The following is a 25,039-nucleotide window of genomic DNA, read 5'->3' as shown; positions in this document are numbered from 1 at the left end:
TCTTTACCGCTGTTTTCAATCTTTTTTACAATTTCTGCAATTAAAAATGCTGTTCATGACTAAAAACAGCATTTTAAAAGGCAAATTCTTAAAAAAAACTGCACCAAACGGTTCAAATCTTCACTTTTTGTTACAGATTAGCAAAAGCTTTTTGCTCTTTACACAAACGCTTCAATTTGGTACTGTTTAAGCATAGGAGAACTCATTATGAAACTCAATAACAAACGTACAATTTTAGTAGGTCTTGCATTCATGTCGATCTGTGCCTTTTGGCAGCTTTACGATAATATTATTCCGCTTATTCTATTAAATACCTTTCATTTAAAAGATACGGTATCCGGTTTTATCATGTCGCTGGATAATATCCTTGCATTATTTATGCTGCCGTTATTTGGTGCTTTTTCAGACCGGATCAATACGCGGATGGGAAAACGGATGCCCTTTATCGTCTTTGGCACGATCTTAGCGGCATTTGCTATGCTTCTGCTGCCGATTGCCGATCTCATGCAGTCGATGCTGTTATTCTTTACAGCTTTAGGACTGACGCTTTTTGCGATGGCGACTTACCGCTCACCAGCGGTTGCGCTGATGCCTGATATTACACCCAAACCGCTGCGTTCCAAAGCCAATGCGATCATCAACCTGATGGGGGCCGTCGGCGGCATTATCACTTTGATTCTGATTACATTATTAGTACCCAAAACTGCCAACCCTAATTATTTTCCGTTATTTTTAAGCATTGCATCGATCATGCTGCTCTGTGTAGCAATTTTGTTTATGACGATTAAAGAAAAACAGCTGCGTATCGCTGATGATGAAGGGGAGAGTGAGGAAGCTTCCGCAACCCAGCATGGCAAAATGGAACCGGCGGTAAAACGTTCCTTAATGTTCATCCTGTTTTCCGTAGCTTTCTGGTTTATGGGTTATAATGCCGTCACCACTGCTTTTTCCAAATACGCGAATGTTGTTTGGGGAATGAGCGGCGGTGAGTTTGCGAAGCCGATGATGGTGGCAACGGTTGCGGCAATTATCAGCTACATACCGGTCGGTTCTCTGTCAAGCCGGTTTGGCCGTAAGAAAATGATTCTTGCCGGTGTAGTTTTATTGGCATGCAGCTACCTTTCGGGAATGTTTTTCACAACCTTTTCACCGCTGCTGAATATCGTATTCGGCATGGTCGGCATCGCATGGGCAATGATTAATGTCAATTCTTATCCGATGGTTGTGGAAATGAGCCAAGGCAGTGATGTCGGCAAATATACCGGTACCTACTATACCTTTTCAATGGCTGCCCAAGTGCTGACACCCATCTTGTCCGGCTTCCTCTTAGAATATGTCGGATATTGGACCTTATTTCCATATGCCGCCCTTTGTGTACTGATTGCCCTGCTTCTATTTACACAGGTAAAACACGGTGACAACCGGCCTGAGAAACGCAGTCTGTTAGAAGCCTTTGATGTGGAGGATTAATATGAAGGAGCTGTTTTTATTACTGTTACTTTTGCTGATTTTAGGCTTGTGCTTTTTGATCTTCTTTATGATGCCCCGGTTCTCAAAACGAAAAGCATTGCTGCCTTTTGCTAAATGGAACTATGCGCACCGCGGTTATCATGATCTTGCAAAGGGGTTCCCTGAAAATTCCCTGCCGGCATTTGAACGTGCATGCACTCATGGTTACGGCATGGAGCTTGATGTTCAGCTGACTAAAGATCAAAAACTGGTCGTCCTGCATGATTTCTCTTTATTAAGAGCATGCGGCATTGACGCTCAGGTGGATGAGCTGACTTTAGATGAAATTAAAAAACTAAGATTATTTAATACTGAATGTACGATTCCTACTTTCGAAGAGGTGCTTAAATTGGTAGACGGCCGTACACCGCTGATTGTGGAAATCAAACAGAAGGGTGCAGACAGTGAGACATGCCGTCAAAGCGCAAAGCTTCTGGATCATTATCAGGGCAGCTATTGCGTGGAATCATTCAATCCAATGGCGGTCGGCTGGTTTAAAAATCACCGGCCAAATTATGTCCGCGGGCAGCTCTCCGGTGAATTAAACATGAAACAGCCGGCTAAATTCATCCTCGAAAACCTGCTGGCGAATTTCATTTCACGGCCTGATTTCATCGCTTACGATGTTGAACACCGAAACCGTACAGCCTTAAAACTATGCAAAGCATTATTTAAAGCCCCGATTGTTTATTGGACGGTGAAGGATCGTGCAGACTATGACGCGCTTAAGTCTTCAATCATAATTTTTGAGGGATTTGAAGCCGAACCTATAAAATAAACTAAAGCACAGCTTGAACTGTGCTTTTTTATTTTATATTAGTAACATGCAATGTTGCTGTCGGTTCTTGACTCAGTACCGCCCACCAACACACCGTTTTCCAAACGCACGATCATCTGACCGCGGCCAAAGGAAACACGGGATAATTCAGGGACGATTTCATGTCCCAGCGACTGCAGCTGCAAAGCAACAGCATTAGGAAATTCCGGTTCGATTGTAAACTTCTTGCCTTTAACCCACTGCCAGCGCGGCGCGTCTAATGCCATCTGCGGATTCAAATGAAAGTCAATCAGATTCATGGCTACCTGCACATGCCCCTGCGGCTGCATATAACCGCCCATGACTCCAAAAGGCCCCACCGCTTTGTCATCCTTAGTGATAAAACCCGGAATAATCGTATGATAGGTTCGTTTGCGCGGTTTCAGCACATTATAATGATTTTCATCCAGCGAGAAATCATGGCCGCGGTTCTGCAGTGTTACACCATAGCCTTCAACCACAATGCCGGAGCCAAAGCCCATATAATTACTCTGAATATAAGAGACCATATTTCCTTCACCATCCGCGGTACACAGATATACTGTTCCACTTTTCGGCGGTTCAACGATTTTGGGTTCTTTGGCGGTTTTGCCAATTTCAGCGGCCCGCGCCTTCCCGTATTCAGGCTTTAGCAAATCATGATAATCAATGGCCATGCAATCCGGATCAGTGACATAATGCATACCATCCGCAAATGCCATTTTAATAGCCTCAAACTGCTTATGATAGGTATCCGTACAGTCTTTTTCCTTAAAATCAAATTCCTTTAAGATATTGAGCGCCATCAAGGCAACGATACCCTGACCATTCGGCGGTATCTCCCATACATCATATCCATGATAATTTACACGGATCGGTTCAACCCACGATGCTTTATAATCTTTCAAATCATCAAGCGAAAAGTAACCGCCGTCACGCTTTGATTGTTTCACCAGCTGTTGGGCTATTTCCCCTTCATAAAAGGCTTTCGCGTCGGTTTCACCAATCAGCCTAAGCGTTTTCGCATGATCAGGCAGTTTGACGATCTCCCCGCAGTGATAGCTTTCACCCTGCTTAGTAAATACCTTAAACCATTCGTCAAATTCATGTTTGCCGGCAAATTCTTTCGCAAAGCGCTCACTCGCCCGCTCCCACATTTTGGCTAACATCGGTGAAAGCGGATAGCCTTCTTCGGCATAGCGGATAGCCGGCTGCAGTACCTCAATCAAGGGCAGCTTACCAAAACGTTTGGATAATTCCGCCCATGCCATCGGAGCGCCAGGCACAGTAACCGGTGTCCAGCCAAAGGTCGGCATCTGTTCATGCCCTTTAGCCAGCACTTTTTCACGGCTGATATCAGCAGGGGCATAGCCTGATGAATTTAAACCATAAAGCTTATCCTTCATCCAGACAATCGCAAACGCATCGGAGCCTAAACCATTGGCTGTTGGTTCAACAACGGTTAATGCTGCCGCGGTTGCGATGGCAGCATCCACAGCATTGCCGCCGCGGCGCAATATTTCAAGCCCGGCTGCCGAAGCCTGAGCTGAACCGGTCGCAACCATGCCGTTATTCGCAATTATCGGATAACGGTTGGAAGCATACGGCTGATAAAGCGGATCAAAGTTCATTTTCTTTTACCTCATCATATAAATGACATGCGACAAAGTGATTAGGCTCTGCCTCCATGTATCTTGGTTTTTCTTGTTTACAGATTTCCATACATTTCGGACATCGGGTATGAAATGGACAGCCCTTCGGCGGATTGATAGCACTAGGTACCTCACCCTCAAGAATCTGTTCATTGCCACGCTCAGCCCCAATGGTAAGCCGCGGTACCGATGCCAACAAAGACTGCGTGTATGGATGCAGCGGTTTCTTAAACAGCTTCTTACTCTCACTTAATTCACAGACATTTCCCAAATACATAACCAAAATGCGGTCACAGAAATGCTTTACAACACCTAAATCATGAGTAATGAAAAAATAAGTCAGATGATTTTCTTCACTCAATTGATTCAGCAGCTGAAGAATCTGTGCCTGTACCGAAACATCCAATGCTGATACCGCTTCATCCAGCACGACAAAACGTGTATCCAAAGCAATCGCCCGGGCAATGCCGACACGCTGTTTCTGACCGCCGCTTAACGCATGCGGATATGAATAATAATGCTCACGCTTGAGACCTACCTTTTCAAGCAGCTCCATCGCTTTCTCGCGGCGCACATTCGAGCCGAATTTGGTGTTGATCTTATAAACCTCTTCAATGGCACTGCCAATTGATTGACGCGGATCAAGCGAAGCCGCCGGATCTTGGAAAATCATCTGCATATCCCGGCGCAGCTCACGCATTTCCTTCTTATCCAGCTTAGAAAGATTAATGCCTTCCTCATAGTTGCCATCAAGCTTTTTCTGATATTCTGGATCAAGACAGCGTTCGGTAATCGGCAGGATATCCTTGCCGCGGTACTCAAAGGCCGCTTCCTTGTACTTCATCGCCTGCATTCGATGTTCTTCACTGGTATTATATAAATCAATCATCTTCCCCTTTAAATCCAAATTCTCTTCCACCATTGCCTTGACATTTACCTTGCCGTTCTCAGATCGAATTGCTTTAAGATCTGACAAGGCCAGCACTTCTTCTTCACTCAATTCAGGCAATGCATTCAAACGATCAATTTCTTCACTCGTCGTACGAATCTGATACATGATCGTATTATTCTTTTCATATTTAGCTTCCAGCTCATGATATTTAGAAAGATATTCATGCGCCTGATCAACTTCCTTCTGCGCTTTCGCAAACAGCTCGGCAATCTTAGGCAGATCCTTGCATAAGATCAAAGAACCCACGGTTCTTGAACCCTCACGCAGCTGCCGGGAAGCATTCTTTTTTAACTCTTTTGATTCAAATTCAAGCTTACCGATTTTCAATGAAAGATTATCATATTTCTTGATATCACTTTTTGAGCCATCAACATCATAAGCGTCACGCTGAGCGTAACAAGCCTCAATCTTTTTATCAACCTCAAGTGCCTGTTTATAATATTTATCCGCTTCCTGCTGATACTTCACAAGCTTGGCAATTTCTTTCGCAATATATTTAGGATTAACTTCCTCAATTGTTTTGCCGTAATAGACACAAGAACCGCTGGTCTGCTTGTATAGCTGAAGAATGACTCTTCCCAGAGTTGATTTACCGCAGCCGGATTCACCGACCACGCCGAACTTTTCACCTTCATAAATCTTGAAGGTTACATCCTCAACCGCTTTTAGATTCACATTCTTTTTCAGAGGAAAATATTTTTTCAGCTTTCTCAGCTCAAGAATAACTTTATCCTGACTCATTACATCTCCTCCTCAGCTTTATAACATGAAACAAAATGACCCGGTTCTACTTCAATCGTACAAGGCACCTCTTCAAAGCAGCGGCTATGGGCATATTTACAGCGTGGATTGAAACGGCAGCCTTTGATTTCTTCTGTCAGATTTGGGAAAGTACCGGGAATCGGCTGTATCTCAAATTCATCCAAATCAACATTAGGAACCGCGTTCATCAAGCCAATCGTATATGGATGCTTAGGATTTTTAAAAATCTGCGCGACACTGCCTTCTTCAACCTTACGGCCTGAATAAAGGACAATGACCCGGTCAGCAATTTCCGCAACAACACCCAAATCATGAGTAATAAACAAGATGCCCGCACTCATTTCTTTTTTCAAATCATTAAGCAGCGTTAATACTTGCTTTTGAATCGTTACGTCAAGCGCCGTTGTTGGTTCATCTGCAATCAGCAAATCCGGCTGAGCGGATAATACCATGGCGATCAGCACCCGCTGACGCAGACCGCCGCTTAACTGAAACGGATATTGCTTCAGGCGGCTTTCCGCCTGAGCAATACCAACTTTTTCAAGATATTCAACCGCTAATTTCTTAGCTTCTTTTTTATCCAGTCCCCGATGCAGCATAATATTCTCACAAAGCTGATAACCAATCGTCAGCAAAGGATTTAACGCTGTCATCGGTTCCTGAAAGATCATCCCCATCTTTTTACCGCGGTAGCTGTTGCGCTCCTTTTTAGAAAGCTTGGTCAGATCGGTGCCATTCAGTGAAATACTGCCGGAAACAACTCTGCCATTATTAGGAAGCAGATCCATGATGCATAAAGTCGTGACACTCTTACCACAGCCTGATTCACCCACTACACACAGTGTTTCATTTTTATTGATTGAAAATGAAATATCCCGAAGTACTTCATACTCTTTCTTATTGATTGTAAAGGTAGCCACCAGGTTATTTACTTCAAGAACTTTTTCCATCGCCAGACCTACTTTCTTTCATATCCTTGTTTCTTATTTTAATTTGAAATTCTGAACATAGAAGACACCGCCGGCATCCATTTCTACATTCGTATAAGCAGCGTTAAACGCATAAGCCTGATACTGATTGTATAAGGTTGCGGCAACTGCGTCATCTAAAATCATCTTATTTGCTGCACTGATTGCGGCTGTACGTTCAGCACTGTCAAGTGTCTGCTTACTTGCATCAACTAATGCGTCAAATTCCGCATTATCATAACGAACACGTTTTGAGCTGTTTACTGAATGGAAGTTAGGATCTAACATTTCCGTACCGTCACCCGTTACATTTGACCATGTCAGCACGGTAATATCATAACGGTTATCCTGCTGTGTTTCTGATAAATAAGCCGCCCATTCTAATGATTCAATTGTTACATTATTTAAACCGGCTGCTTTCAGATTCGATTGAATGTATTCAGCTAAAGCAATTGTTTCCGGACGGTTGTTAATCAGGAATACGATTGGTTCATCTGCATAACCGCCTTCTTCTACAAGTTTCTTAGCCGCTTCAAGATCATAGCCGTAACCATAAGTTTCCGCATCACTTGTGTAACCAAATAAAGTTGGACCTACAATACTTCTTGAATAAGAGGCATAGCCGTCAACTGAAGCGATATAGCCATCTGGATCATATGCCATGACGATTGCCTTACGCAGATTCAAATCAGCCATCTTAGGATTTACTGAAGAATTATTGCGCAGTGCCAAATAAGTGATCGCGCTGCTGCTTTCAGCAACACTTTCAACATTTGCGATATTCTTAACACGATTCATTTGATTAACCGGTACTCTTGGCAGGAAGTCTGCTTCACCGGTTTCTAAACGAGAAATAGCCGTTGATGTTTCAGCGATGACGGTCATCGTTACATCTTTAATTTCTGGTTTTTCTCCCCAATATCCATCATAGCGGGTCAGTTTTACCTCAGAGCCGGAAATTGCGCTGACAAATTGGTAAGGCCCGGTGCCGACTGGCTGCGTCATTAAATCCTGTGCCTGATCAGCGGTTGGTGAAATGATTGCGGAATTGGCATGCGCCAGCTTAGCGATCAATACACCGTCAGGATAGCTTGTTTTTAATTCTACATGCGTATCATCAAGTACGTTTACTTCTTCAATTGAAGAGGCGATGGACGCACGGGCTGCACCGTAATTCGGATCTTTGATGCGCTCAATTGTATATTTTACAGCTTCCGCATTAAATGGTGTGCCATCATGGAAAGTTACACCTGACTGCAGTTCAATCGTACATGTCGTACCGGCTTCATCACAATCTGGTTCTGATTTAGCCAGCAATGGTTCATAGCTTGAGCCATCCATACTGCGGCGGTAAAGCGTTTCATAAATCTGCGCATTGACATAAGTAGACGGTGCGTCATTGGTTGTCAATGGCGAAAAGCCAACTGGTGCAGTAGTCAGCACAACATTAAATGGCTTATCCGCCGTTGTTGTATTCGGATCAGTATTTCCATCATTAGAGCCGGAAGATGAACAGCCAGCCAGTGCAAGTACCGTTGTGAAAACGGCAGCCCTCTTTAATAAATTTTTCATGTTTCTTTTTTCCTTTCGAATTTAATCTTTTAAACTTGGATCTAAGATGTCCCTCAGCTTGTCACCAAGAATATTAAAGCAAATTACAGTAATCATAACGACCACACCCGGAATGATAATCAAGCTTGGACGATCCCACATATAATCCTTCGCAATTGATATCATGCCGCCCCATTCAGGTGTCGGCGGCGGTGATCCCAAGCCGAGATAACTCAGTGTCGCTATAGACATAATCGAACTGGCCATACGCATTGTCGCGATTACGATAATTACCGGCAGTGCATTAATCAGCACATGACACAGCAGAATCCGCGTATCTCTGGCCCCCAAAGAGCGGATGGCCATAATATAATCTTCTTCTTTGATCTGAAGCACTTTGCCGCGGGTCATACGAGCAAAGTTAGGGATTGACCAGACACTGATGGCAATCGTCGCATTTACCGTGCTTACCCCCAGCATCGCAACAATCAGCATCGCCAGCAAGATGCCCGGAAAAGTAAACAAGAGATCCATAAAACGCATGATGATATTATCAAGCTTTTTATAGAAACCAGCCAGCAGACCAAATAATACACCGAAGAATAAACCAGTCATCGTTGATACAAAACCTACGGTCAAGGTAATGCGGCCGCCCCATAACAAACGGGAGAAAATATCGCGGCCCAGGTTATCGGTTCCCAGCCAATGCCCTGGCGCGTAAGGTACGCCGGTTGTATTGTTCATACCCCAAAAGCCCGGTGCCAGTTTCACATAGACATCCTGTGCTTCCGGATCATAGGGTGCGATCAGCGGTGCCAGCACCACAAGCAGAATTTCTATCAGCAGAATGATGAAACATGCCGTTGCCAATTTATTCTTTAATAATTTTCTAAATGCCCCTTTAAGAGGATTTTCACGTTTAAGCTCCATGGTCTCCTCCTATTCATAACTGATTCTTGGATCGATCAGAACATAGACAAGATCGACGATCAAGTTAACGATAATAAACATGGCTGCAATCACCAGAACGGTACTCTGCACAACTGGATAATTGCGCTGATTAATTGCATTAATCAAATAAGTACCGACACCATTGATAACAAATACTTGTTCAGTGATGATTGCACCGCCCAGCAAGCCGCCGAAGCTGGTTCCAAATTGCGTGATGATCGGAATCATCGCATTGCGCAGCGCATGAATCAATATTACTTTGTATCCTTTGATTCCCTTTGATTTCGCGGTACGGATATAATCCGACTGCAATACATCAAGCATTGCCGAACGGCCGATTCTCGTAAAGCCGGCAGCTACCGCAAGCCCTAATGAAATCGATGGCAGAATTGCCTGTTTAAAGCCAACGGCTGTCCAGAATGGCTCATTCATGCCGCCTGTCGGCAGCCAGCGAAGCGTTACTGAAAATAAAAGTATCAGCATTGAACCAAGCCAGAAATTAGGAATCGATATCCCTGCCAGTGAAGTTGTCGTCAGCAGATTATCGATAAATGTATCTTTTTTAATTGCAGCGATAATACCTGTCGGAATACCGATCACCAAGGCCACGATCATACTTGAACAAGCAAGATTCAATGTATGCGGCAGGCGAACGATAATTTCCTGAAGAATCGGCTGACGGGTGGTCAGCGACGTTCCTAAATTACCGGTAAGGAGGTTTTTCAAATAAACTCCATACTGCACAAGAAAGGGCTGATCGAGTCCCAGATAGGCTCTTACTCTGATGATATCCTCAGGCGTCGCATTAGCACCGGCTACCAGCTCTGCAGGATCACCAGGCGCGATGTACAGACTCGCAAAAACTAAAAAAGACATCCCCAAAAGCAACAAAAACATCAGTAAGATTCTTTTTGTCACATATTTTCTCATGTCCTACCTCCTTTATTCCTTTTATATCTTAAGAGTTTACATTTATTTCACGCTTTCGTCAATACATTTTCACAAATTTACAGATTTTGTTTACATTTTATTACATCATTATCATTAGAAATCACATTTTATCCCATCAAACCTTGCATATTTAATAAAGAAATGATACCTTTATGTGGTAACAATTTAGAAAAGAGGGGTTTTATGAAAGAATTAGCTGATCTATTCGTTACTTTTGCGAAAATGGGTCTCTTCACATTCGGCGGCGGCTATGCCATGCTTCCCTTATTAGAACGTGAAGTTGTCGATAACAAAAAATGGGCAACCAAGGAAGAAATTATGGATTACTATGCTGTCGGTCAATGTACACCTGGTATTATTGCCGTTAATGTATCAACCTTTGTCGGTTATTATCAGAAAGGCATTGCCGGCGGTATTATTGCAACCTTAGGTGTTGTCTTTCCATCGATTGTCATCATCCTGCTGATTGCTTCTTTGATTCAGGGGTTTTCTCATATCGCGGTTGTACAATACGCGCTTTCCGGTATCCGTGTCGCGGTATGTGCATTAATCTTTAATGCAATCGTATCCTTATCAAAATCAGGGGTTAAGGATGTTTATGGTATTCTGCTGTTTCTGTTTGCCTTTGTGATGGTTGGCATTTTAAAATTATCGCCGGTTTATGTCGTTGTTGTTTCAGCGCTGTGCGGCCTGCTGATCAAAAAAATTCAAGGAGGTAAAAAATAATGTCGATCCTATTAACACTCTATTATGAATTCTTCAAAATCGGTTTGTTTGCGGTAGGCGGCGGTATGGCTACGATTCCCTTCCTGAATGCCTTAATTGATAAATTCCATTGGTTTGATGCCGCAATGCTGGCCGACATGATCGCCATTTCGGAATCAACTCCGGGTCCGATCGGCATCAACATGGCTACCTTTACCGGTTATACCGTAGCAAGCTTTGCCGGCGGTGTAATTGCCACTTTAGGTTTGATCACACCAAGCATCATTGTAATTATTATCATTGCTCAGGTATTAAAGAAGTTTAAAGAAAGCGCGGCAGTACAGGCTATGTTTTATGGCTTGCGGCCAGCGGTTGCCGGTCTCATCGCGGCTGCCGGCTTAAGTATCTTTGCGGTTACCTTGGTAGATACGGCTGCTTATCAGACAAGCGGCAATCTGATGGATCTGTTTCAATGGCTGCCGATTCTCTTATTCTTGATTCTGTTATACTGCACAAATAAATACAAGAAGCATCCAATTTTCTATATTTCAATCTGCGCGGTAATCGGAATTCTGCTTAAATTATAAGATTTATTGAAGCATCTCAGCATTATGGGATGCTTTTTCTATTTTTTCATGAATTGTGCCTTTTGATTTTGATTTAAAAATATTATAATAAAGACAGATAAAACTGGGGTGGAAGTATGTGTAATATAAATAGGAAAAAATCAGGCTTTACATTGATTGAATTGATTGTAGTAATTGCAATCCTGGGAATCTTAGCACTTTTTCTTGTGCCTAGTTTTCTTGGTTATGCGAAGGATGCGAAAGAGGCAGTCTGCCGTGCTAATATGACAAACATCGTCAGAGAATATGAAGCTTCAGCGGCTCATAATTCACCAGCATCAACGGAAGATGCCAAAAAGCTGTTGGCGGCCATCTATGCTTCGCACAATGCAGAAAATAAAAATGGCAGCACCTTTTACACAGGCGGTTCCTACTCAGGCATCTGTTCTGAGGATGGCATATATGGCAATATGATCAGTGATGATTTTGCGGTTTTAACGATTCGATGTACAATCCACGGTGATGGAATCATCGATATTAAAGAATTAAAAGAACGCTTAGAAGCAATTAATTTTGATGATATAGCAAATTTCCCATATAAAAATTTGAATGAATATTTTACTAACGGAAAAACCAACATTGACAGTGAAGCTGTTAGTACAACACCAGAATCTTATGCACCTTATTCTTCCTTGGCAGAAGCCGTGAGTGTCAAACTAAAACAGCAGGGCATTGATACCACAAACCGCAGCTGGCGAATGTATAAACAAGGAAATACTTATAATTTATTTTTAACTGATAAGAAAATTTCTTTGGATGATGTTTCAACTGACATCTGGATCAACTGTACCAAATATGATATCACAAACAAGGAAATAGTTTATGGTAAAGTACAGGTTGTAAAATCCGGTAATTATCCTATTATTAATGGCGGATCATTCAAAGCTGATAATAATTAAAGACTATACCAGGAGCCCTTAATTGACAAGCAGTATAAAAGGCAGAAATCGTCTGCCTTTTATTTTGATGAAATTAAAGCTCTAACTGCAGCTTGTCTATTTTGACCAGCTGCTTTTCTTTTACTTGATAAATGGTTGTGCAAACCTCTTGTATATAACGCCGATCATGCGATACCGATAGGATGCATCCCTTAAAATCACACAGGCATTCACGCAATGCCGGATTGCTCATTGGAGACAAATTACGGGTTGGCTCATCAAGCAGCAGCACATTGCATCGCTCCATAATAAACCTTAATAAGAACAGCTTGGCTTTCTGCCCTTCGCTCAATGAATGAATCGGTGCAGCCATTTCATCACGGGTAAATTTCATACGTCCTAACATTTCTCTGGCTCTAGTCACCGTATCCTTATCATGATCAGGTGCTAAAAAATCAACTGCGGCCATTTCATAAGGCATTTGTTCCTGATAATTCTGCGGCATAATACCAAGTTTCAGATCGCTGCGGTTTTTCAGCAGCTCAATAATCTGCTTCATCAAGGTAGTTTTTCCACAGCCATTAGGACCGATAAAGACCACTTTTTCAAACCCTCTCACATGCAGTTCAAAAGGTTCAATCAATCGCTGATCCGCTACCTCAACGCAAAAATCCGCATCTAAAATAACCTTGCTTGGGTTCCAGTCAAAGTCATCAAACATCACATCGATGGCTTCTTCAACGGTATCCAGCTTTGTATAGCTTTCCTTTTCGAATCGCTTCTCCATACTTTTTACTGAATGCATTTTCTTTTTTAAAAGCCGCGCCGTATGCGGATCTTGACGGCTGCAACTATTTTGCGCATCATGCACAGCATTCAAAATCTTCAACAGCTTCTCACGCTTCTTTTCATAGATTTCTTTTTCTTTATTTGCCAGCTGCTCCGCTTTAATGGCAGATGCCTGATGCTCCTTAACAAACTGATCATAACCGATATTGTAAATTGAATGTCTTACTTTAGTTTTCTTATTGACTTGTTCCAGCAAAATAATTCGGGTGGCAGTTCTTGAAAGCAGCGTTTCATCATGACTGACATATAATAAAGCGCCCTCGTATTCATTCATAAAGCGTTCCAGCCACATTAAGGTATCTAAATCTAAATCATTAGTTGGTTCATCCAAAAGCAAAACATCATAATGCCTGCTCATTAACTTCAGCAATTGCAATTTAACCTTTTCACCGCCGCTTAATGTTTTAATTAATTGCTGCGATGACAGCATTAAAGGATCCAATCTTAATTGGACGCACAGCTTTTCCAAATTCATTAATTCATTGTATCTTTCATATGCAATCTCTTCATCCACGGTTTCTTTTAAACAATAATCACAGATCGTCGAATCAAACCAAGCTGAATCAAGCTTTTGACTCAGCATCCCAATCCGACAGTTATTTTTTTGTATCACACCGCTCACGCTGGCATATTCATCAATCAATGACTGATCATAGACAGCTTTCAGCAGCGTGCTTTTTCCATTGCCTTCTTCACCGATGATTGCGGCCTTATCATGACTGCTTAAAGTCAGACTGAAATCATCAAGAAGAATTGATCCTTTAGCATTTTTTATTGTAAGATTTTTTATTATAAGCATAATTTCCGCACCTCCCAGTGCGGATGATGAGATATAAATAAGAGACACAACGATTAAAACAGCAGTATTATGCGCTTGTTCCTTTAATTGCTGGATCGTTTCTTATTTATTTTCTCATCTTCTCACTTCCAATCATTTCACTCATTCTATCATAAAGTTAAATGCGATTCAAGCCTATTATGAACGACATAAAACAAAAAAAAACGCCCGTTAAGGCGTATCGAATGTTTTTGGAGCGGATGATGAGAATCGAACTCACGTAGTCAGCTTGGAAGGCTGAAGTTCTACCATTGAACTACATCCGCAAATGGTGACTCGTTGGAGATTCGAACTCCAGACCCTTTGATTAAAAGTCAAATGCTCTACCATCTGAGCTAACGAGTCAGTCATAAAAAATTGGCTGGGGTAACTGGATTCGAACCAGTGAAATGCTAGAGTCAAAGTCTAGTGCCTTACCGCTTGGCTATACCCCAATAAAAAAAATGGTGGGAGGGGGCAGATTCGAACTGCCGAACCGTTAAGGAACTGAGTTACAGTCAGCCGCGTTTAGCCACTTCGCTACCCTCCCAGATTTTTTAAATGGTGCCGACTAGAGGACTTGAACCCCCAACCTACTGATTACAAGTCAGTTGCTCTACCAGTTGAGCTAAGTCGGCATAATGGTGGAGGTTAACGGGCTCGAACCGCTGACCCTCTGCTTGTAAGGCAGACGCTCTCCCAACTGAGCTAAACCTCCATCGTATTAGCCATGGGCAATTCGCCCTTGACGCCTTAATATAATACCATTCGCTTTCTGCTATGTCAACAACTTTTTTTAAAATTTTTACAATTTCTTTTTCATCGCAACAGCGGGTTTAGATCAGCGGCTTATACTCACTTCCTCAGATAGTTTATCCTGATAAATCATCCTTATACATTATTAAATGTTTCTTACAGTAAGCCTAAATAAGCGCCTTCCTGTTTGTAAATTCGCCTGAATATGCTATACTAGTAAAAGTTAGGAGGAATACTATGATTCAAATATTCAATACCCAGGCACTCACCTCTCAGCAGCGCTTCACACGGGCAATTATTGCCGGAAGCATCAGCGCAATCGTGATTGCTGTTGTCTATGGCGCATTGATGCAGTACATACATATTGAATCTTCTTTATTATTAATAGTCGTCGGTTATGGTATTGCCATGGCTGTCCAGAAAGCGGGCCGCGGTGTTCAGCAGCGTTTCTCGATACTTGGAGCAGTCTTATGTGTCATTGCCATTCTGATTGCGGATCTGATTACTTATTTTGGCTTTTCCGCATTGTTGAATCCAGCTGCATGGCCGGCCTTCTTTACAGCCTTGCTGCGGATGTATTTGAATGCCAGCATTCAAAGCTTATTAGCCATCGTCTTCAGAGCTGCCGCTGTTGCTGTTGCTTATCAATATTCAAGAATTGTATAATCTGCATAGAATAGAACGAGGTGAATGACATGTTCTATCGTGATACCTGGGCAGAGATCAATCTTGATGCCCTGCGGCATAATTGCCGTGAAATACAGAAACTGACAAACAAAAAAATGATTGCTGTTTTAAAAGCCAACGCATATGGTCATTGTGATTACTGGGTTGCGAAAACAGCCATGGAAGAAGGCGCTGCCATGGTGGCGGTGGCCTATTTGGATGAAGCACTTTCACTTCGTAAACAAGGTTTTACCTCAGATATCCTCGTATTAGGTCATATTCGTGCTGCCGATATTCCGCTGGCACAGACTCATCGCATTACGTTAACCGTTTTGAGTTTGAATTGGCTGAATGAATGTCTGGCATGCCATGATGATTTATCCCATTTAAAGTTTCATTTAAAGGTTGATTCAGGCATGAACCGCATTGGCATGAAAACTTCTGATGAAATGAATAATGCCATTGCATTAATTATGCAGCATAATGGCATCGTTGAAGGCATTTATACGCATTACGCTTGTGCGGATGAAGATGATCTGAACTATTGTGAAATGCAGTATCATACCTTTAAGGCTCTCGTTGACAGGCTCACAATCAAGCCTAAATGGATTCACTGTGAAAACAGTGCTGCCATTCTTCAGTTTCCTGATGAGCTTACCAATGCGGTAAGAGCCGGACTAATCCTTTACGGTGTCTCCCCTATCTCTACATCCGTTGATTTTCAGCCAGTGCTTTCACTTTTCAGCAAGATTACCTGTGTCAAACAGATTCATGCCGGTGAATGTGTCGGTTATGGGGCAACTTATACAGCTAAGGGTGATGAATGGATTGCCACGCTGCCTATTGGCTATGCGGATGGTTTTATTCGAGCCAATCAGGGACGCTCAATGATTGTGGATGGTGAAGAAGTCGAAATCGTCGGCAGGATCTGTATGGATCAATGCATGATTCGGCTGAACAGCTGCAAGCCATTGGGGACACCCGTTGAAATTATATCTAAACAGATGCCGGTAACGCGCGTCGCTGAGGAATTGAATACTATTTCTTATGAAATTCTCTGCTTATTATCAGACCGTATCCCTCGTGTAATCATGGAAAAAGGTAAACAAAAAGCTATTGTAAACCTACGTCTGCACGAAACTTATTAACCGTGTTTAAAAATGAATCACCGGCTCATACTATGAGTGTTAATAAAAATTTGAATTTTTTTCAAAATATATTATAATATAGTTATGACTTGGGAATTAGGAGAAAGAAAATGAAGAATCATAAAAAGAAGAAAGTTAGAAACAAACCAGTAAATAGAGGCATTCGTGTTTCTGAACAGACATCTGAGGAGCAGTTAGAGAAAATCGGCCTGGAAGCTGAAAAGATTTATCAGATGTTTATTGACAATATGAGTAAAGACCTTGACAGTCCGGATGTTTATAACTGTGTTATAGCATGGCAGGAGTATCTGACAAAGTATTATTATAAATGTACAGATATGATTCTTGCCCGCCTCGCTAATTTATATGTAACTGACAAGCGCTTCACAGAAAGTATGGATCAGTTCCAAATTGGTCTTGCCGGCTTTATGAGTCAGGCCATTAAAGCTTATCTGAGAAGAGATCTTCCTAAGCTTCCTAAAGCTGAAAAGCCAGCGCCTGCGGCTAAGGAAGAGAAGGCCGAAGAAGTAAAGGCTCCAGCTAAGAAAAAAGCGGTTAAGAAAACAGCCGCTGATGATGAAGCTGCACCAAAGAAAGCGGCTCCTAAAAAGACAGCTGCGAAAAAAACAGCTGCTAAGACTGAGGTACAAGCTGAAGAACCAGCTGAAAAGCCTAAGGCTGCCAGAAAACCAGCAGCTAAGAAAACGGCTGAAAAGTCAGCTGAGAAGAAGGCACCAGCAAAAAAAGCAGCTGCTAAGAAAACAGCTGAAAAATAAGTATTTGATGATCCCGCTAAACAGCGGGATTTTATTTTTAATCTTTCTCGCACACCTGCTTGACCTTGGCTTCACTGAATGCCTTATAAAAGGTTGAGACAACCATAATACCTAAAGCGATGATACCGGCACTGGCTAATGTGGTAAGTCCAGAGCTGCCTGCCGCTGCCATATCGCCATTGACTAAATAAAGCATGGTCATATACATTCCCTTGCCGGGAACGAGGGGAATCAAACCGCTGATAGCAAAGGTTGTAACTGTCGTTTTTAGAATACGCGCCATGATTTCCGAATAGATTGAAAAACAAAGCGTCGCTGAAAAGAGAGTTAGCATGAGATTTACATTAAAAGCGATTCCCAGTTCATAAACAAAAGCCGCCAGACCGCCGCCTAATGCTGAAAAGCATAATTGCCTGCCGCGGATATTAAATAAGAAGCCAAAGAAATAAACTGCGATGGTCGCTGATAAGACATGAACAATCATAACAATCCCCCTACATTCATCCAGAATGTGATTGTAATACCAGCTCCCAACGCCAGCGCGACAGCTATCAGACAAGCCTCAATTCCGCGTGTCACGCCTGAAAGCAGATCGCCGGAGATAGAGTCACGGATCGCGTTGGTAATGGATAAGCCGGGAACCAGAAGCATCAGTGAGCCAATGATAACCGCATCCTTACTCACGCATAATGGAATTGCTTCAAAAATCAGCGCCAGCAAAGCTATGATTGATGATTCAATGGTGATTGTCACAAATGCGTTAATCTTTTTACACTCTAAAAAATTAGCGGCTGCCCGTACTGCCAAGCCAACCGCAAAAGCACAGAGAGCATCCTTAAGCGTACCATTAAAATATAAAGTAAAACAAAATGCAATCATCGCCGATGCCAGATAACGCAGCGGCATGGTATACAAGGGTTCTTTTTCAATCTGCGCTAATTCATGACCGACAGCTTCAATGCTTAAATGCTGAGAGCAGCAGCGGCGTGATAAATCATTGATCCGGTTAATGCGTTCAAGATTCAAAGAACTGCCCTTTACCCGCACTACCTTAGAATAATTGCTGCCATCAAGCACAAAGGATACAAAAATACCGCTGGGTGTCACAAAGCTGCTGGCTTCCTCAACCTGATAATGTTCCATGATGCGGCTGATTGTTTCTTCCACCCGATATATTTCAGCGCCGCTCTCAAGCAGCAGACGGCCGGCTTTAGCGGATATATTAAGGATCATTTCTGGATTCACAGGCTCACCTCCAATGTCGAGTCTACACCAAATCCCAAGCCTTGACAAGTATAAAAGATAAAGACTACTCAATGATTTTTTTTAACTTTTTTATCAAAAGCAATTGAAATTTATCTTTTTATACGTTATAATATCTAAGCACTTGCCCGAGTGGTGAAACTGGTAGACGCAGTGGACTCAAAATCCACCGGTAGCGATACTGTGCCGGTTCGAGTCCGGCCTCGGGCACCATATGCAGAATACTCTCAAGTTAGCTTGAGAGTTTTTTTATGCAGAAAAAAACAGCTAGCTGCTGTTTTAACTAATTAACGAATCTTACGGCCAATCTTAAGCTGCTGACGCCACTGCGGCGCTTCCCCATCATCGCCCCAATATTCATCCAGTTTACAGATTTGATCACCTTCAAAGATAAAGAAAGAGCATACATGAAATGACTGATCAGCACTCCAGACATGACTGATGGTTAAAATATAATCTTCATTGATCTCAATGCGTTCAACATTGCCATGCCACTCACCTGGATAATCACAATTAGCCTTGATGAATTCTTCTCTGGTAAATTCTTCATTCGTGTTATGCCAGCGAATGATGGCATCCTCAGTGAACATTTCAGCTAAACCCAAACGATCCTGAACTGCAATCTTATGCCAGTAATCTTTAATAAATGCCTGAATATCCATACTTCCTCCTAGTTTTCAATCATCATCTGAATGATTTCTTCATCCGTATCCTTCATGCCGCGGCTGGCGAGCCGTCCGACATTGGCAATCGTCGCTTCAACATTCTGACAGACAATACCTTCACCGCTGTGAAAACTCTTGCCGCGGATTACCATCTGTGCGCCCATAATGCCGGCATCCACCGCTGTCGCAATCTTAGCCGCGCAGGACGGCTTAGCACCATCGCATATCATCCCGGAAGGGATTGCCAGCGCATTGGTAAATACCGCACAGATCTGCTCATAGGTACAGCCCAGCAAATAAGCGATGCCAGCACCTGCCCCAGCCCCGGCGGCAACCACACCGCAATAAGCTGACAGCCTGCCGATTCTCAGCTTTTGATGTACTGTCATTAAATTGGAAATCAATAATGCCCGGTAAAGATTCTCACGGCTGATATTCAGCTCCTGCGCATATACGATAACGGGTATTGAAGCAGTCATGCCCTGATTGCCGCTGCCGGATAAGATAATCACCGGCAGTTCACAGCCGCTCATCCGCGCATCAGAACCCGCCGCTGCCATCGCCTTTGCTCTAGTTTGAAGATTATTGCCATAGGTTGACAGCAGAATCGATGAAATACTGGCACCATAGCTCTGACGCAGCCCTTCCTGTGCAATTGCCATATTACAGCTGATTTGACGATCCAGCACCGCCTTAACATCCTCAATATCCGCATGCACGGCAAAATCATAGATTCCCCGCATGGAAAGCACGTCATAGCAATCTTCCTGACTGCTCATAACGGCATCATCCCCCTGATACAGACATTGACCGTCACGTTCCCTCAGCACTACATTGCAATGCTCCCTCACGATGCGCACCCGTGCCGTATGCAAGTCACTGGCAGCGATGATGCTTATATCCAATGAACTGTCACTGTCAACATGTTCAATATCGATAGGCACACGTTTTAAAAACGCGTCAATCTGACACAGCTGTTCTTCACTCACATTGGCAATTACCTCAAGGCTTGCTTTGGCATCACCAGCGACGATACCCGCTGCCGCTGCTGCCGCAATCCCTTTACGGCCGCCGGTATTCGGCACTACTACACTCTTTACATTCTTAATTATATTGCCGCTGGCCTGAACCGTAACCTTTTTTACTTCATCAGCCAGCACATCACGGGCAATCGCCGCCGCATAGGCAATCGCAATCGGCTCCGTACAACCCATCGCGGGTACTAATTCCTTCTTTAAAATATTAAGATAAGCCTGATAACATCTGTCCTTTTTATCCATTGCTAACCCCTCTTGACTTCTAGTTAATTTTATTATAGCATGAACTCATAATATTAATTTTTTAATATTTTTATAAGATTATTAAAAATAATTTATAGGAGCTATTATGGAACTTAGAACACTCATCACATTTTTAAGGATTGCGGAACTGCAAAGCTTCTCTAAAGCTGCCGCTGAATTAAATTATTCACAGGCAGCGGTTACGATTCAGATTCATGAATTGGAAAAAGAATTAAATACCCGCCTTTTTGACCGCATCGGCAAACGTATCGCATTAACCCAGCAGGGTGAATGCTTCCTTCAGCATGCCCGGCGGATCATTGAAGAAGTCAATCACGCCAAGCAAGCGGTGAGTGAAGATTCAGCACTCAACGGCAGTCTGCGGATTGGTACGGTAGAATCACTGTGCGCGACCCGTTTTCCTGAACTTCTTACTACTTTTCATCAGCTATACCCGCAAGTATCACTCTGTATTAAAACAGCCGCTCCGGACCAGCTCTTAACGATGATGGATCACAATGAGCTTGATCTTGTCTATCTGCTTGACAGCAAAAGAAATCACAAAAATTGGATCAAGGTATTTGAAGCTCCGGAAGAAATCGTTTTTGCTGCATCGAGTCAGCATCGCTTAGCCGCAAGCAAGCAATTAAAACTCAATGATCTTTTAGATGAGAACTTCATCCTTACTGAAAATAATGTCAGTTACCGCCATGCCTTAGATCAGCAGTTATATGCACAGCAGAAAACTATTGATCCTTACTTGGAAATCGGCAACACAGATTTTATTATTGGCTTGATTGCCGCTGACATGGGAATCTCTTTGCTGCCTAAATTTACGATTGAGGAAGCCGTAGCCAAGCAAAGCATCTCAATCCTGCCAGTCAGTGATTTTCAGCTGATCAGCTGGCGGCAGATCTTTTATCACAAAAACAAATGGCTGACCAGAGAAATGGAAGCCTTTCTTAAAATCGCGCTGGAATTATAATTGAATAAACTAATTGCCGCAAACTAGAAGAGAATGGAGGAAGTTAATGATTCAATTAATTAAAAATACACTCTCAATTCATAAACAAAATTGGCCAACCTTGCTTTATTTTGAAATCATACACCGTACAGTCAGTTCATTTCTGATTTATACTTTTTACCAGGAAATCATGTCATTGATTCTAAAAAACACCGGTTTAAGTATATTGACTCAAGAAAACATACGTCTGATGCTGATTCATCCCCTATCAATCCTGCTATTAATCAGCTTCTTCTTATTAATCGCAGCACTGCTGTTTTTTGAAATCACTGCACTGTTAATCTATGGTCAATATGGCTGGCAGCAGCAAAGCCTCAGTTTGCTTGAACTTTACCGTCAGTCAGTGAAAACATCACTGAATTATCTGCGCCTAAAAAACATGCCGCTGCTGATCCTTTTAGTCTTGCTGATCATCCTATCGAGTTTTCCATTTACCGCTTCCTTCTTAAGGTTTTCGATTCCTGAATTCATTAAAGACGCAATGCTTGCCGATGTTAAGCTGGCGCTGCTTTATTGGCTGCTTTTGATTGCGCTTAATACCATCGTATTCACCTTTTTATTTGGTTTCATCTTCATTCAGCAGTCACCGAATTTCTCAGAAGCATGGAAAAAAAGCATGAAGCTGATTGCCAAACAACCCTTCCGTTTATTTGGGAATCTGATAATATTTATGTTATTGCTGCAGCTGGGCCTGATGCTGATTGCTTTAATTATTATCTTACTGCTCGCAGCAAATACCATACTCGCCGGCGAAGGGGCTGGTGCCTTTCGCTTTGGGTTGACTAAGTTTTCTGATTTTTTCAGACTTGCCAATGATATTATTACAACCTCAGCGATGATTTCCTTTATTGTTATAGAAAGTCATCGTTTAAATGATGAGCCGCGGCAGCCAACAGCAAAAAAGCAGCTCTCCCTAACAAAACGGTTAGGCCGAACCCTTATTGGTGCCTTTGCCATTGCGCTGCTGCTGATTTTCAGTGAGGGTGAGATTGGCGGCGCTCTTTATACCAACAATCAGAAGGATACGCAGATCATTGCCCACCGAGCGGGTGCCGCCTTTGCCCCTGAAAACACCTTGGCCGCTTTAGAAGCTGCTATCTCTGCCGGCGCTGACAGTGCTGAAATCGATGTCCAGCAAACTCAGGATGGAACGCTGATTATCATGCATGATACTAATTTCAAAAGAACCACCGGTTATGACAGTCAGGTTTGGGATACTCCTTATGATATCGTTCAGACCTTAGACGCTGGTTCTTTCTTTGCTCCTGAATTTGCCAATGAACCGATACCTACATTAGAAATGATGCTGGAAGCGGCTAAAAACCGTATTCATTTAATGATTGAGCTTAAATCATCGGGCCATGAGCGGCAGCTTGTGGAAACGACACTTGCATTAATTCAAAAATATGGCATGGAGGATCAATGCAGCATTGCCAGCATGGATTCTGCCATTCTTCAGCAGACAAAGGCCATCAATCCAAGCATTGAGACAGTTTTAATCACTGCTGTTTTCTATGCACCGCTGCTTGATTATGATACGATCGATGGTTACAGTATTGAAACAACCTTTGTCAATTATGAAATTGCGTCGCTGACTGATTTCAGCCGCAAAAAGCTCTATGTGTGGACCGCTAATGAGGATGCTAACATCAACAAGGTGCTGCGCTTAGGTGTTGATGGTATCGTCACCGATAATCCGCTGCTTGCCAGCTATTACAAGGATATGCTGATGAGAAATCTATGGATGGATTCATTAACTGAATTCTTCTTTCCTGCTGAGACTGCAAACCAATAGGTATTTCCTTTCAGTATGACAAAGCTGTAACCTATGATAAAACCATTTTCTGCTATAATAAGCACAAGGAAGTGAGTTCATGCTTGAATTAAATAATATTAGCTTTACATATACTGATGAGCCCTTTATTGAAAATCTATCATTAATGCTTGATACCAATGCTCCCTGTATTCTGCTTTCAGGGAAAAACGGGAGTGGTAAAACCACACTGCTCAATTTAATGTGTGAGCTGCTGCCGGCATATGATGGCAGTATAGAACGGCATGGTATGTCAATTGGTTATCTTCCATATCAGGATTGTCTGATTAAAGATGTGAGTGTGCTTGATAATTTCCGTTTCTACAACCGTATTTTTAACGATCAAGACCTTGATCTTAATGATTCATTCTATAATCAGCTCTTACAGATTTTCAGCATTGATTATCAACATAAAAAGGTGAAACAATGCTCCTCGGGTGAACAGAAAAAATGTGCTATTGTCTGCTTGCTTTTATCTAAAGCTGATCTGCTAATCTTTGATGAACCATTTAATGCCCTTGATTTTCAAAGTGTAATAGGCTTTCTTAGGCTCATCAAAGAAATGAAACAGGAACATCTATTTCTGATAACCACTCATACGATGGATGTTATTGGTAAGATTGCTGATCGCCTGTTAATTATGGAGCATGGCAGTCTGAAAGCGGATATTTTAGGCAGAAAAGAAATCGAGGCTTATCTCAATGATCAATACTATGCTGAAATCAAAACCATTTAGGTATAGTCTTGCACTGTTAGGATCTGCAGCCGGTTTGTATCTGCTTACACTGATTTATCCAACTTTGCAAAGACCTGCTTATAATGGCTTCAATATTCTGCAGCCGCGTGAGCAATTTATAGCCTATGAAGCGTTCATCCTGCTGTTCTTTCAGCTTGCCGTTTATCGTCTTTTAAAAGACAAGCGTACTACTTGGTATCCATTGCTGGCTTATCCCAAATCTATGCGCAAAACCTTTATCAAAAAGGGTCTGACAGCCCTGATTGCTACACTGCCAATCATAATTCTCGCAAGCTTTTTGCATTGTATGACAGTGACAAGCCAAGACCTTACCTATCTTTGGATGCTGTATGCAATTCATTTTACTTTCTTTTTATTAGAGAATTATGGAATTGCCGATGGTTATCTAGATACAAGAATTGTTAACATTATCCATGTTCTAACCCTTCCCTTTTTCTACTTTGCTATCGTTAATCAGCATGACTGGCTGCCGATTCTGGTAAATCTAAGGCTGCCCATTACTATACTGCTGGTGATGATTTATGCAGTATTATTCATTTTTATTGACACAAACTGCCGCCGCATCCTCTTTCATGAGATTTTTCTGAGAGATTATTTTAAAAATAATGCAAATGGGCCAATCGTTCTAGTCAATGCTAAAATTGTCAAATGCGGAAAGTTTTTAAATCTTTACCATCGTTTAAATCCGAATCATAATGGATATTGGCGCTTCATCGCTTATTTCGATATTCTGCTCAAGAAGAATAAGACTTTGCTATTAGTTATGCTTGCTTTCTTTTTGCTTAAATTCTACTGGTTATTTTTATGCGCACTGCTATTCTTGATACTTCGATTGTTCATAGATGCCTTCAAGCTAAATAAGTTAAAGTATCGTGTTCAAGGTTCAATTAAGTAATGGAAAAAAAATCAGGACCGCAGTCCTGA

At 42.3% G+C, this 25,039-nt stretch carries 23 protein-coding genes and 7 tRNA genes; 13 read left to right on the top strand and 17 right to left on the bottom strand.

The genetic code is table 11. The features are described 5' to 3' along the window. Positions 1–207: 207 nt before the first annotated feature. Together DWZ33_RS17310 and DWZ33_RS17305 are read left to right on the top strand one after the other, a co-directional pair. Entirely contained in the window at positions 208–1,470 is a 1,263-nt protein-coding gene (locus DWZ33_RS17310; protein WP_118456212.1) for an MFS transporter, read from the top strand. Between the two features lies 1 nt (position 1,471). Next, complete coding sequence (locus DWZ33_RS17305; protein WP_182425837.1) at positions 1,472–2,287, top strand: glycerophosphodiester phosphodiesterase family protein; 816 nt, start codon at positions 1,472–1,474, stop codon at positions 2,285–2,287. Positions 2,288–2,325: 38 nt separating this feature from the next. On the opposite strand, the gene ggt is transcribed toward DWZ33_RS17305, so the two are convergent. The 6 genes from ggt to DWZ33_RS17275 are packed head-to-tail and all read right to left on the bottom strand — an operon-like array spanning position 2,326 to position 10,071. Further along, positions 2,326–3,936 (bottom strand): gamma-glutamyltransferase, encoded by a 1,611-nt coding sequence (gene ggt / locus DWZ33_RS17300; RefSeq protein ID WP_118456208.1) that lies wholly within the window; start codon positions 3,934–3,936, stop codon positions 2,326–2,328. Then, a complete protein-coding gene (locus DWZ33_RS17295) occupies positions 3,926–5,650 on the bottom strand; it encodes an oligopeptide/dipeptide ABC transporter ATP-binding protein (protein ID WP_118456206.1) in 1,725 nt (574 codons plus the stop codon). The genes ggt and DWZ33_RS17295 overlap by 11 nt, the downstream gene beginning before the upstream one ends. Then, complete coding sequence (locus tag DWZ33_RS17290; protein WP_118456204.1) at positions 5,650–6,621, bottom strand: ABC transporter ATP-binding protein; 972 nt, start codon at positions 6,619–6,621, stop codon at positions 5,650–5,652. Before DWZ33_RS17290 ends, DWZ33_RS17295 begins: the two co-directional genes overlap by 1 nt. A 33-nt stretch (positions 6,622–6,654) precedes the next feature. Beyond that, positions 6,655–8,211, bottom strand: a complete 1,557-nt coding sequence (locus DWZ33_RS17285) for an ABC transporter substrate-binding protein (protein ID WP_118456202.1) — start codon at positions 8,209–8,211, stop codon at positions 6,655–6,657. 21 nt (positions 8,212–8,232) lie between these two features. After that, the gene (locus DWZ33_RS17280) at positions 8,233–9,120 is read right to left on the bottom strand and encodes an ABC transporter permease (RefSeq protein WP_118456200.1); all 888 of its coding nucleotides are present in this window, start codon (positions 9,118–9,120) and stop codon (positions 8,233–8,235) included. 9 nt (positions 9,121–9,129) lie between these two features. After that, on the bottom strand, positions 9,130–10,071 hold the full coding sequence (locus DWZ33_RS17275) for an ABC transporter permease (protein WP_029473814.1): 942 nt from the start codon (positions 10,069–10,071) through the stop codon (positions 9,130–9,132). Between the two features lie 204 nt (positions 10,072–10,275). Between DWZ33_RS17275 and DWZ33_RS17270 the strand changes: the two genes are divergently transcribed. The 3 genes from DWZ33_RS17270 (at position 10,276) to DWZ33_RS18480 (ending at position 12,322) form a co-directional block, all read left to right on the top strand. Further along, positions 10,276–10,818 (top strand): chromate transporter, encoded by a 543-nt coding sequence (locus DWZ33_RS17270; protein ID WP_022939478.1) that lies wholly within the window; start codon positions 10,276–10,278, stop codon positions 10,816–10,818. Next, the gene (locus DWZ33_RS17265) at positions 10,818–11,384 is read left to right on the top strand and encodes a chromate transporter (protein ID WP_022939477.1); all 567 of its coding nucleotides are present in this window, start codon (positions 10,818–10,820) and stop codon (positions 11,382–11,384) included. Before DWZ33_RS17270 ends, DWZ33_RS17265 begins: the two co-directional genes overlap by 1 nt. A gap of 116 nt (positions 11,385–11,500) precedes the next feature. Next, positions 11,501–12,322: a type II secretion system protein gene (locus DWZ33_RS18480; RefSeq protein WP_118456198.1), complete on the top strand. Its 822-nt coding sequence runs from the start codon at positions 11,501–11,503 to the stop codon at positions 12,320–12,322. A 73-nt stretch (positions 12,323–12,395) separates the two neighbouring features. Here the strand turns inward: DWZ33_RS18480 and DWZ33_RS17255 are convergent, their stop codons facing one another. The 7 genes from DWZ33_RS17255 to DWZ33_RS17225 all read right to left on the bottom strand — a co-directional run bounded on the left by DWZ33_RS17255 (position 12,396) and on the right by DWZ33_RS17225 (position 14,685). Further along, entirely contained in the window at positions 12,396–13,949 is a 1,554-nt protein-coding gene (locus DWZ33_RS17255) for an ATP-binding cassette domain-containing protein (protein WP_118456196.1), read from the bottom strand. 231 nt (positions 13,950–14,180) lie between these two features. Next, positions 14,181–14,254: transfer RNA gene (locus tag DWZ33_RS17250), tRNA-Gly, on the bottom strand. A 3-nt stretch (positions 14,255–14,257) separates the two neighbouring features. Then, positions 14,258–14,333: transfer RNA gene (locus tag DWZ33_RS17245), tRNA-Lys, on the bottom strand. Between the two features lie 13 nt (positions 14,334–14,346). Beyond that, a tRNA-Gln gene (locus DWZ33_RS17240) sits at positions 14,347–14,422 on the bottom strand. A 10-nt stretch (positions 14,423–14,432) separates the two neighbouring features. Then, a tRNA-Tyr gene (locus DWZ33_RS17235) sits at positions 14,433–14,517 on the bottom strand. Positions 14,518–14,529: 12 nt separating this feature from the next. Beyond that, positions 14,530–14,605, bottom strand: a tRNA-Thr gene (locus DWZ33_RS17230). Positions 14,606–14,609: 4 nt separating this feature from the next. Continuing rightward, positions 14,610–14,685, bottom strand: a tRNA-Val gene (locus DWZ33_RS17225). Between the two features lie 275 nt (positions 14,686–14,960). Here DWZ33_RS17225 and DWZ33_RS17220 point away from each other — a divergent pair. The 3 genes from DWZ33_RS17220 to DWZ33_RS17210 all read left to right on the top strand — a co-directional run bounded on the left by DWZ33_RS17220 (position 14,961) and on the right by DWZ33_RS17210 (position 17,313). Further along, the gene (locus tag DWZ33_RS17220) at positions 14,961–15,389 is read left to right on the top strand and encodes a hypothetical protein (RefSeq protein WP_022939474.1); all 429 of its coding nucleotides are present in this window, start codon (positions 14,961–14,963) and stop codon (positions 15,387–15,389) included. Positions 15,390–15,418: 29 nt separating this feature from the next. Then, positions 15,419–16,537 carry an alanine racemase gene (gene alr, locus DWZ33_RS17215; RefSeq protein WP_118456194.1) on the top strand — a complete coding sequence of 373 codons (1,119 nt, stop codon included), beginning with the start codon at positions 15,419–15,421 and terminating at the stop codon, positions 16,535–16,537. Positions 16,538–16,647: 110 nt separating this feature from the next. Beyond that, positions 16,648–17,313: a TipAS antibiotic-recognition domain-containing protein gene (locus tag DWZ33_RS17210; protein ID WP_118456192.1), complete on the top strand. Its 666-nt coding sequence runs from the start codon at positions 16,648–16,650 to the stop codon at positions 17,311–17,313. Positions 17,314–17,350: 37 nt separating this feature from the next. Here the strand turns inward: DWZ33_RS17210 and DWZ33_RS17205 are convergent, their stop codons facing one another. Beyond that, positions 17,351–17,797: a threonine/serine exporter family protein gene (locus DWZ33_RS17205; protein WP_118456191.1), complete on the bottom strand. Its 447-nt coding sequence runs from the start codon at positions 17,795–17,797 to the stop codon at positions 17,351–17,353. Beyond that, positions 17,794–18,558, bottom strand: coding sequence for a threonine/serine exporter family protein (locus DWZ33_RS17200; protein ID WP_118456189.1), 765 nt, complete (start codon positions 18,556–18,558; stop codon positions 17,794–17,796). Before DWZ33_RS17200 ends, DWZ33_RS17205 begins: the two co-directional genes overlap by 4 nt. Before the next feature lie 144 nt (positions 18,559–18,702). On the opposite strand from DWZ33_RS17200, the gene DWZ33_RS17195 reads away from it, so the two are divergent. Beyond that, positions 18,703–18,789 (top strand) — tRNA-Leu (locus DWZ33_RS17195). A 74-nt stretch (positions 18,790–18,863) separates the two neighbouring features. On the opposite strand, the gene DWZ33_RS17190 is transcribed toward DWZ33_RS17195, so the two are convergent. Beyond that, on the bottom strand, positions 18,864–19,238 hold the full coding sequence (locus tag DWZ33_RS17190) for a nuclear transport factor 2-like protein (RefSeq protein ID WP_118456187.1): 375 nt from the start codon (positions 19,236–19,238) through the stop codon (positions 18,864–18,866). Between the two features lie 8 nt (positions 19,239–19,246). Beyond that, the gene (locus DWZ33_RS17185) at positions 19,247–20,521 is read right to left on the bottom strand and encodes an L-cysteine desulfidase family protein (protein WP_118456185.1); all 1,275 of its coding nucleotides are present in this window, start codon (positions 20,519–20,521) and stop codon (positions 19,247–19,249) included. A 106-nt stretch (positions 20,522–20,627) separates the two neighbouring features. Between DWZ33_RS17185 and DWZ33_RS17180 the strand changes: the two genes are divergently transcribed. The 4 genes from DWZ33_RS17180 to DWZ33_RS17165 all read left to right on the top strand — a co-directional run bounded on the left by DWZ33_RS17180 (position 20,628) and on the right by DWZ33_RS17165 (position 25,010). Next, positions 20,628–21,506 carry a LysR family transcriptional regulator gene (locus DWZ33_RS17180; protein ID WP_118456183.1) on the top strand — a complete coding sequence of 293 codons (879 nt, stop codon included), beginning with the start codon at positions 20,628–20,630 and terminating at the stop codon, positions 21,504–21,506. Positions 21,507–21,552: 46 nt separating this feature from the next. Next, complete coding sequence (locus tag DWZ33_RS17175; RefSeq protein WP_118456181.1) at positions 21,553–23,340, top strand: glycerophosphodiester phosphodiesterase family protein; 1,788 nt, start codon at positions 21,553–21,555, stop codon at positions 23,338–23,340. Positions 23,341–23,419: 79 nt separating this feature from the next. Continuing rightward, complete coding sequence (locus tag DWZ33_RS17170) at positions 23,420–24,094, top strand: ATP-binding cassette domain-containing protein (RefSeq protein ID WP_118456179.1); 675 nt, start codon at positions 23,420–23,422, stop codon at positions 24,092–24,094. Continuing rightward, entirely contained in the window at positions 24,060–25,010 is a 951-nt protein-coding gene (locus DWZ33_RS17165) for a hypothetical protein (RefSeq protein ID WP_118456177.1), read from the top strand. Before DWZ33_RS17170 ends, DWZ33_RS17165 begins: the two co-directional genes overlap by 35 nt. The last annotated feature ends 29 nt before the right edge of the window (positions 25,011–25,039 follow it).

Origin of the sequence: Dielma fastidiosa (assembly GCF_003475485.1) — a bacterium.
Lineage (GTDB): Bacteria > Bacillota_I > Bacilli_A > Erysipelotrichales > Erysipelotrichaceae > Dielma > Dielma fastidiosa.
The sequence above is the reverse complement of the archived record's forward strand: the minus strand, read 5'-3'. Positions and strand labels throughout refer to the sequence as shown.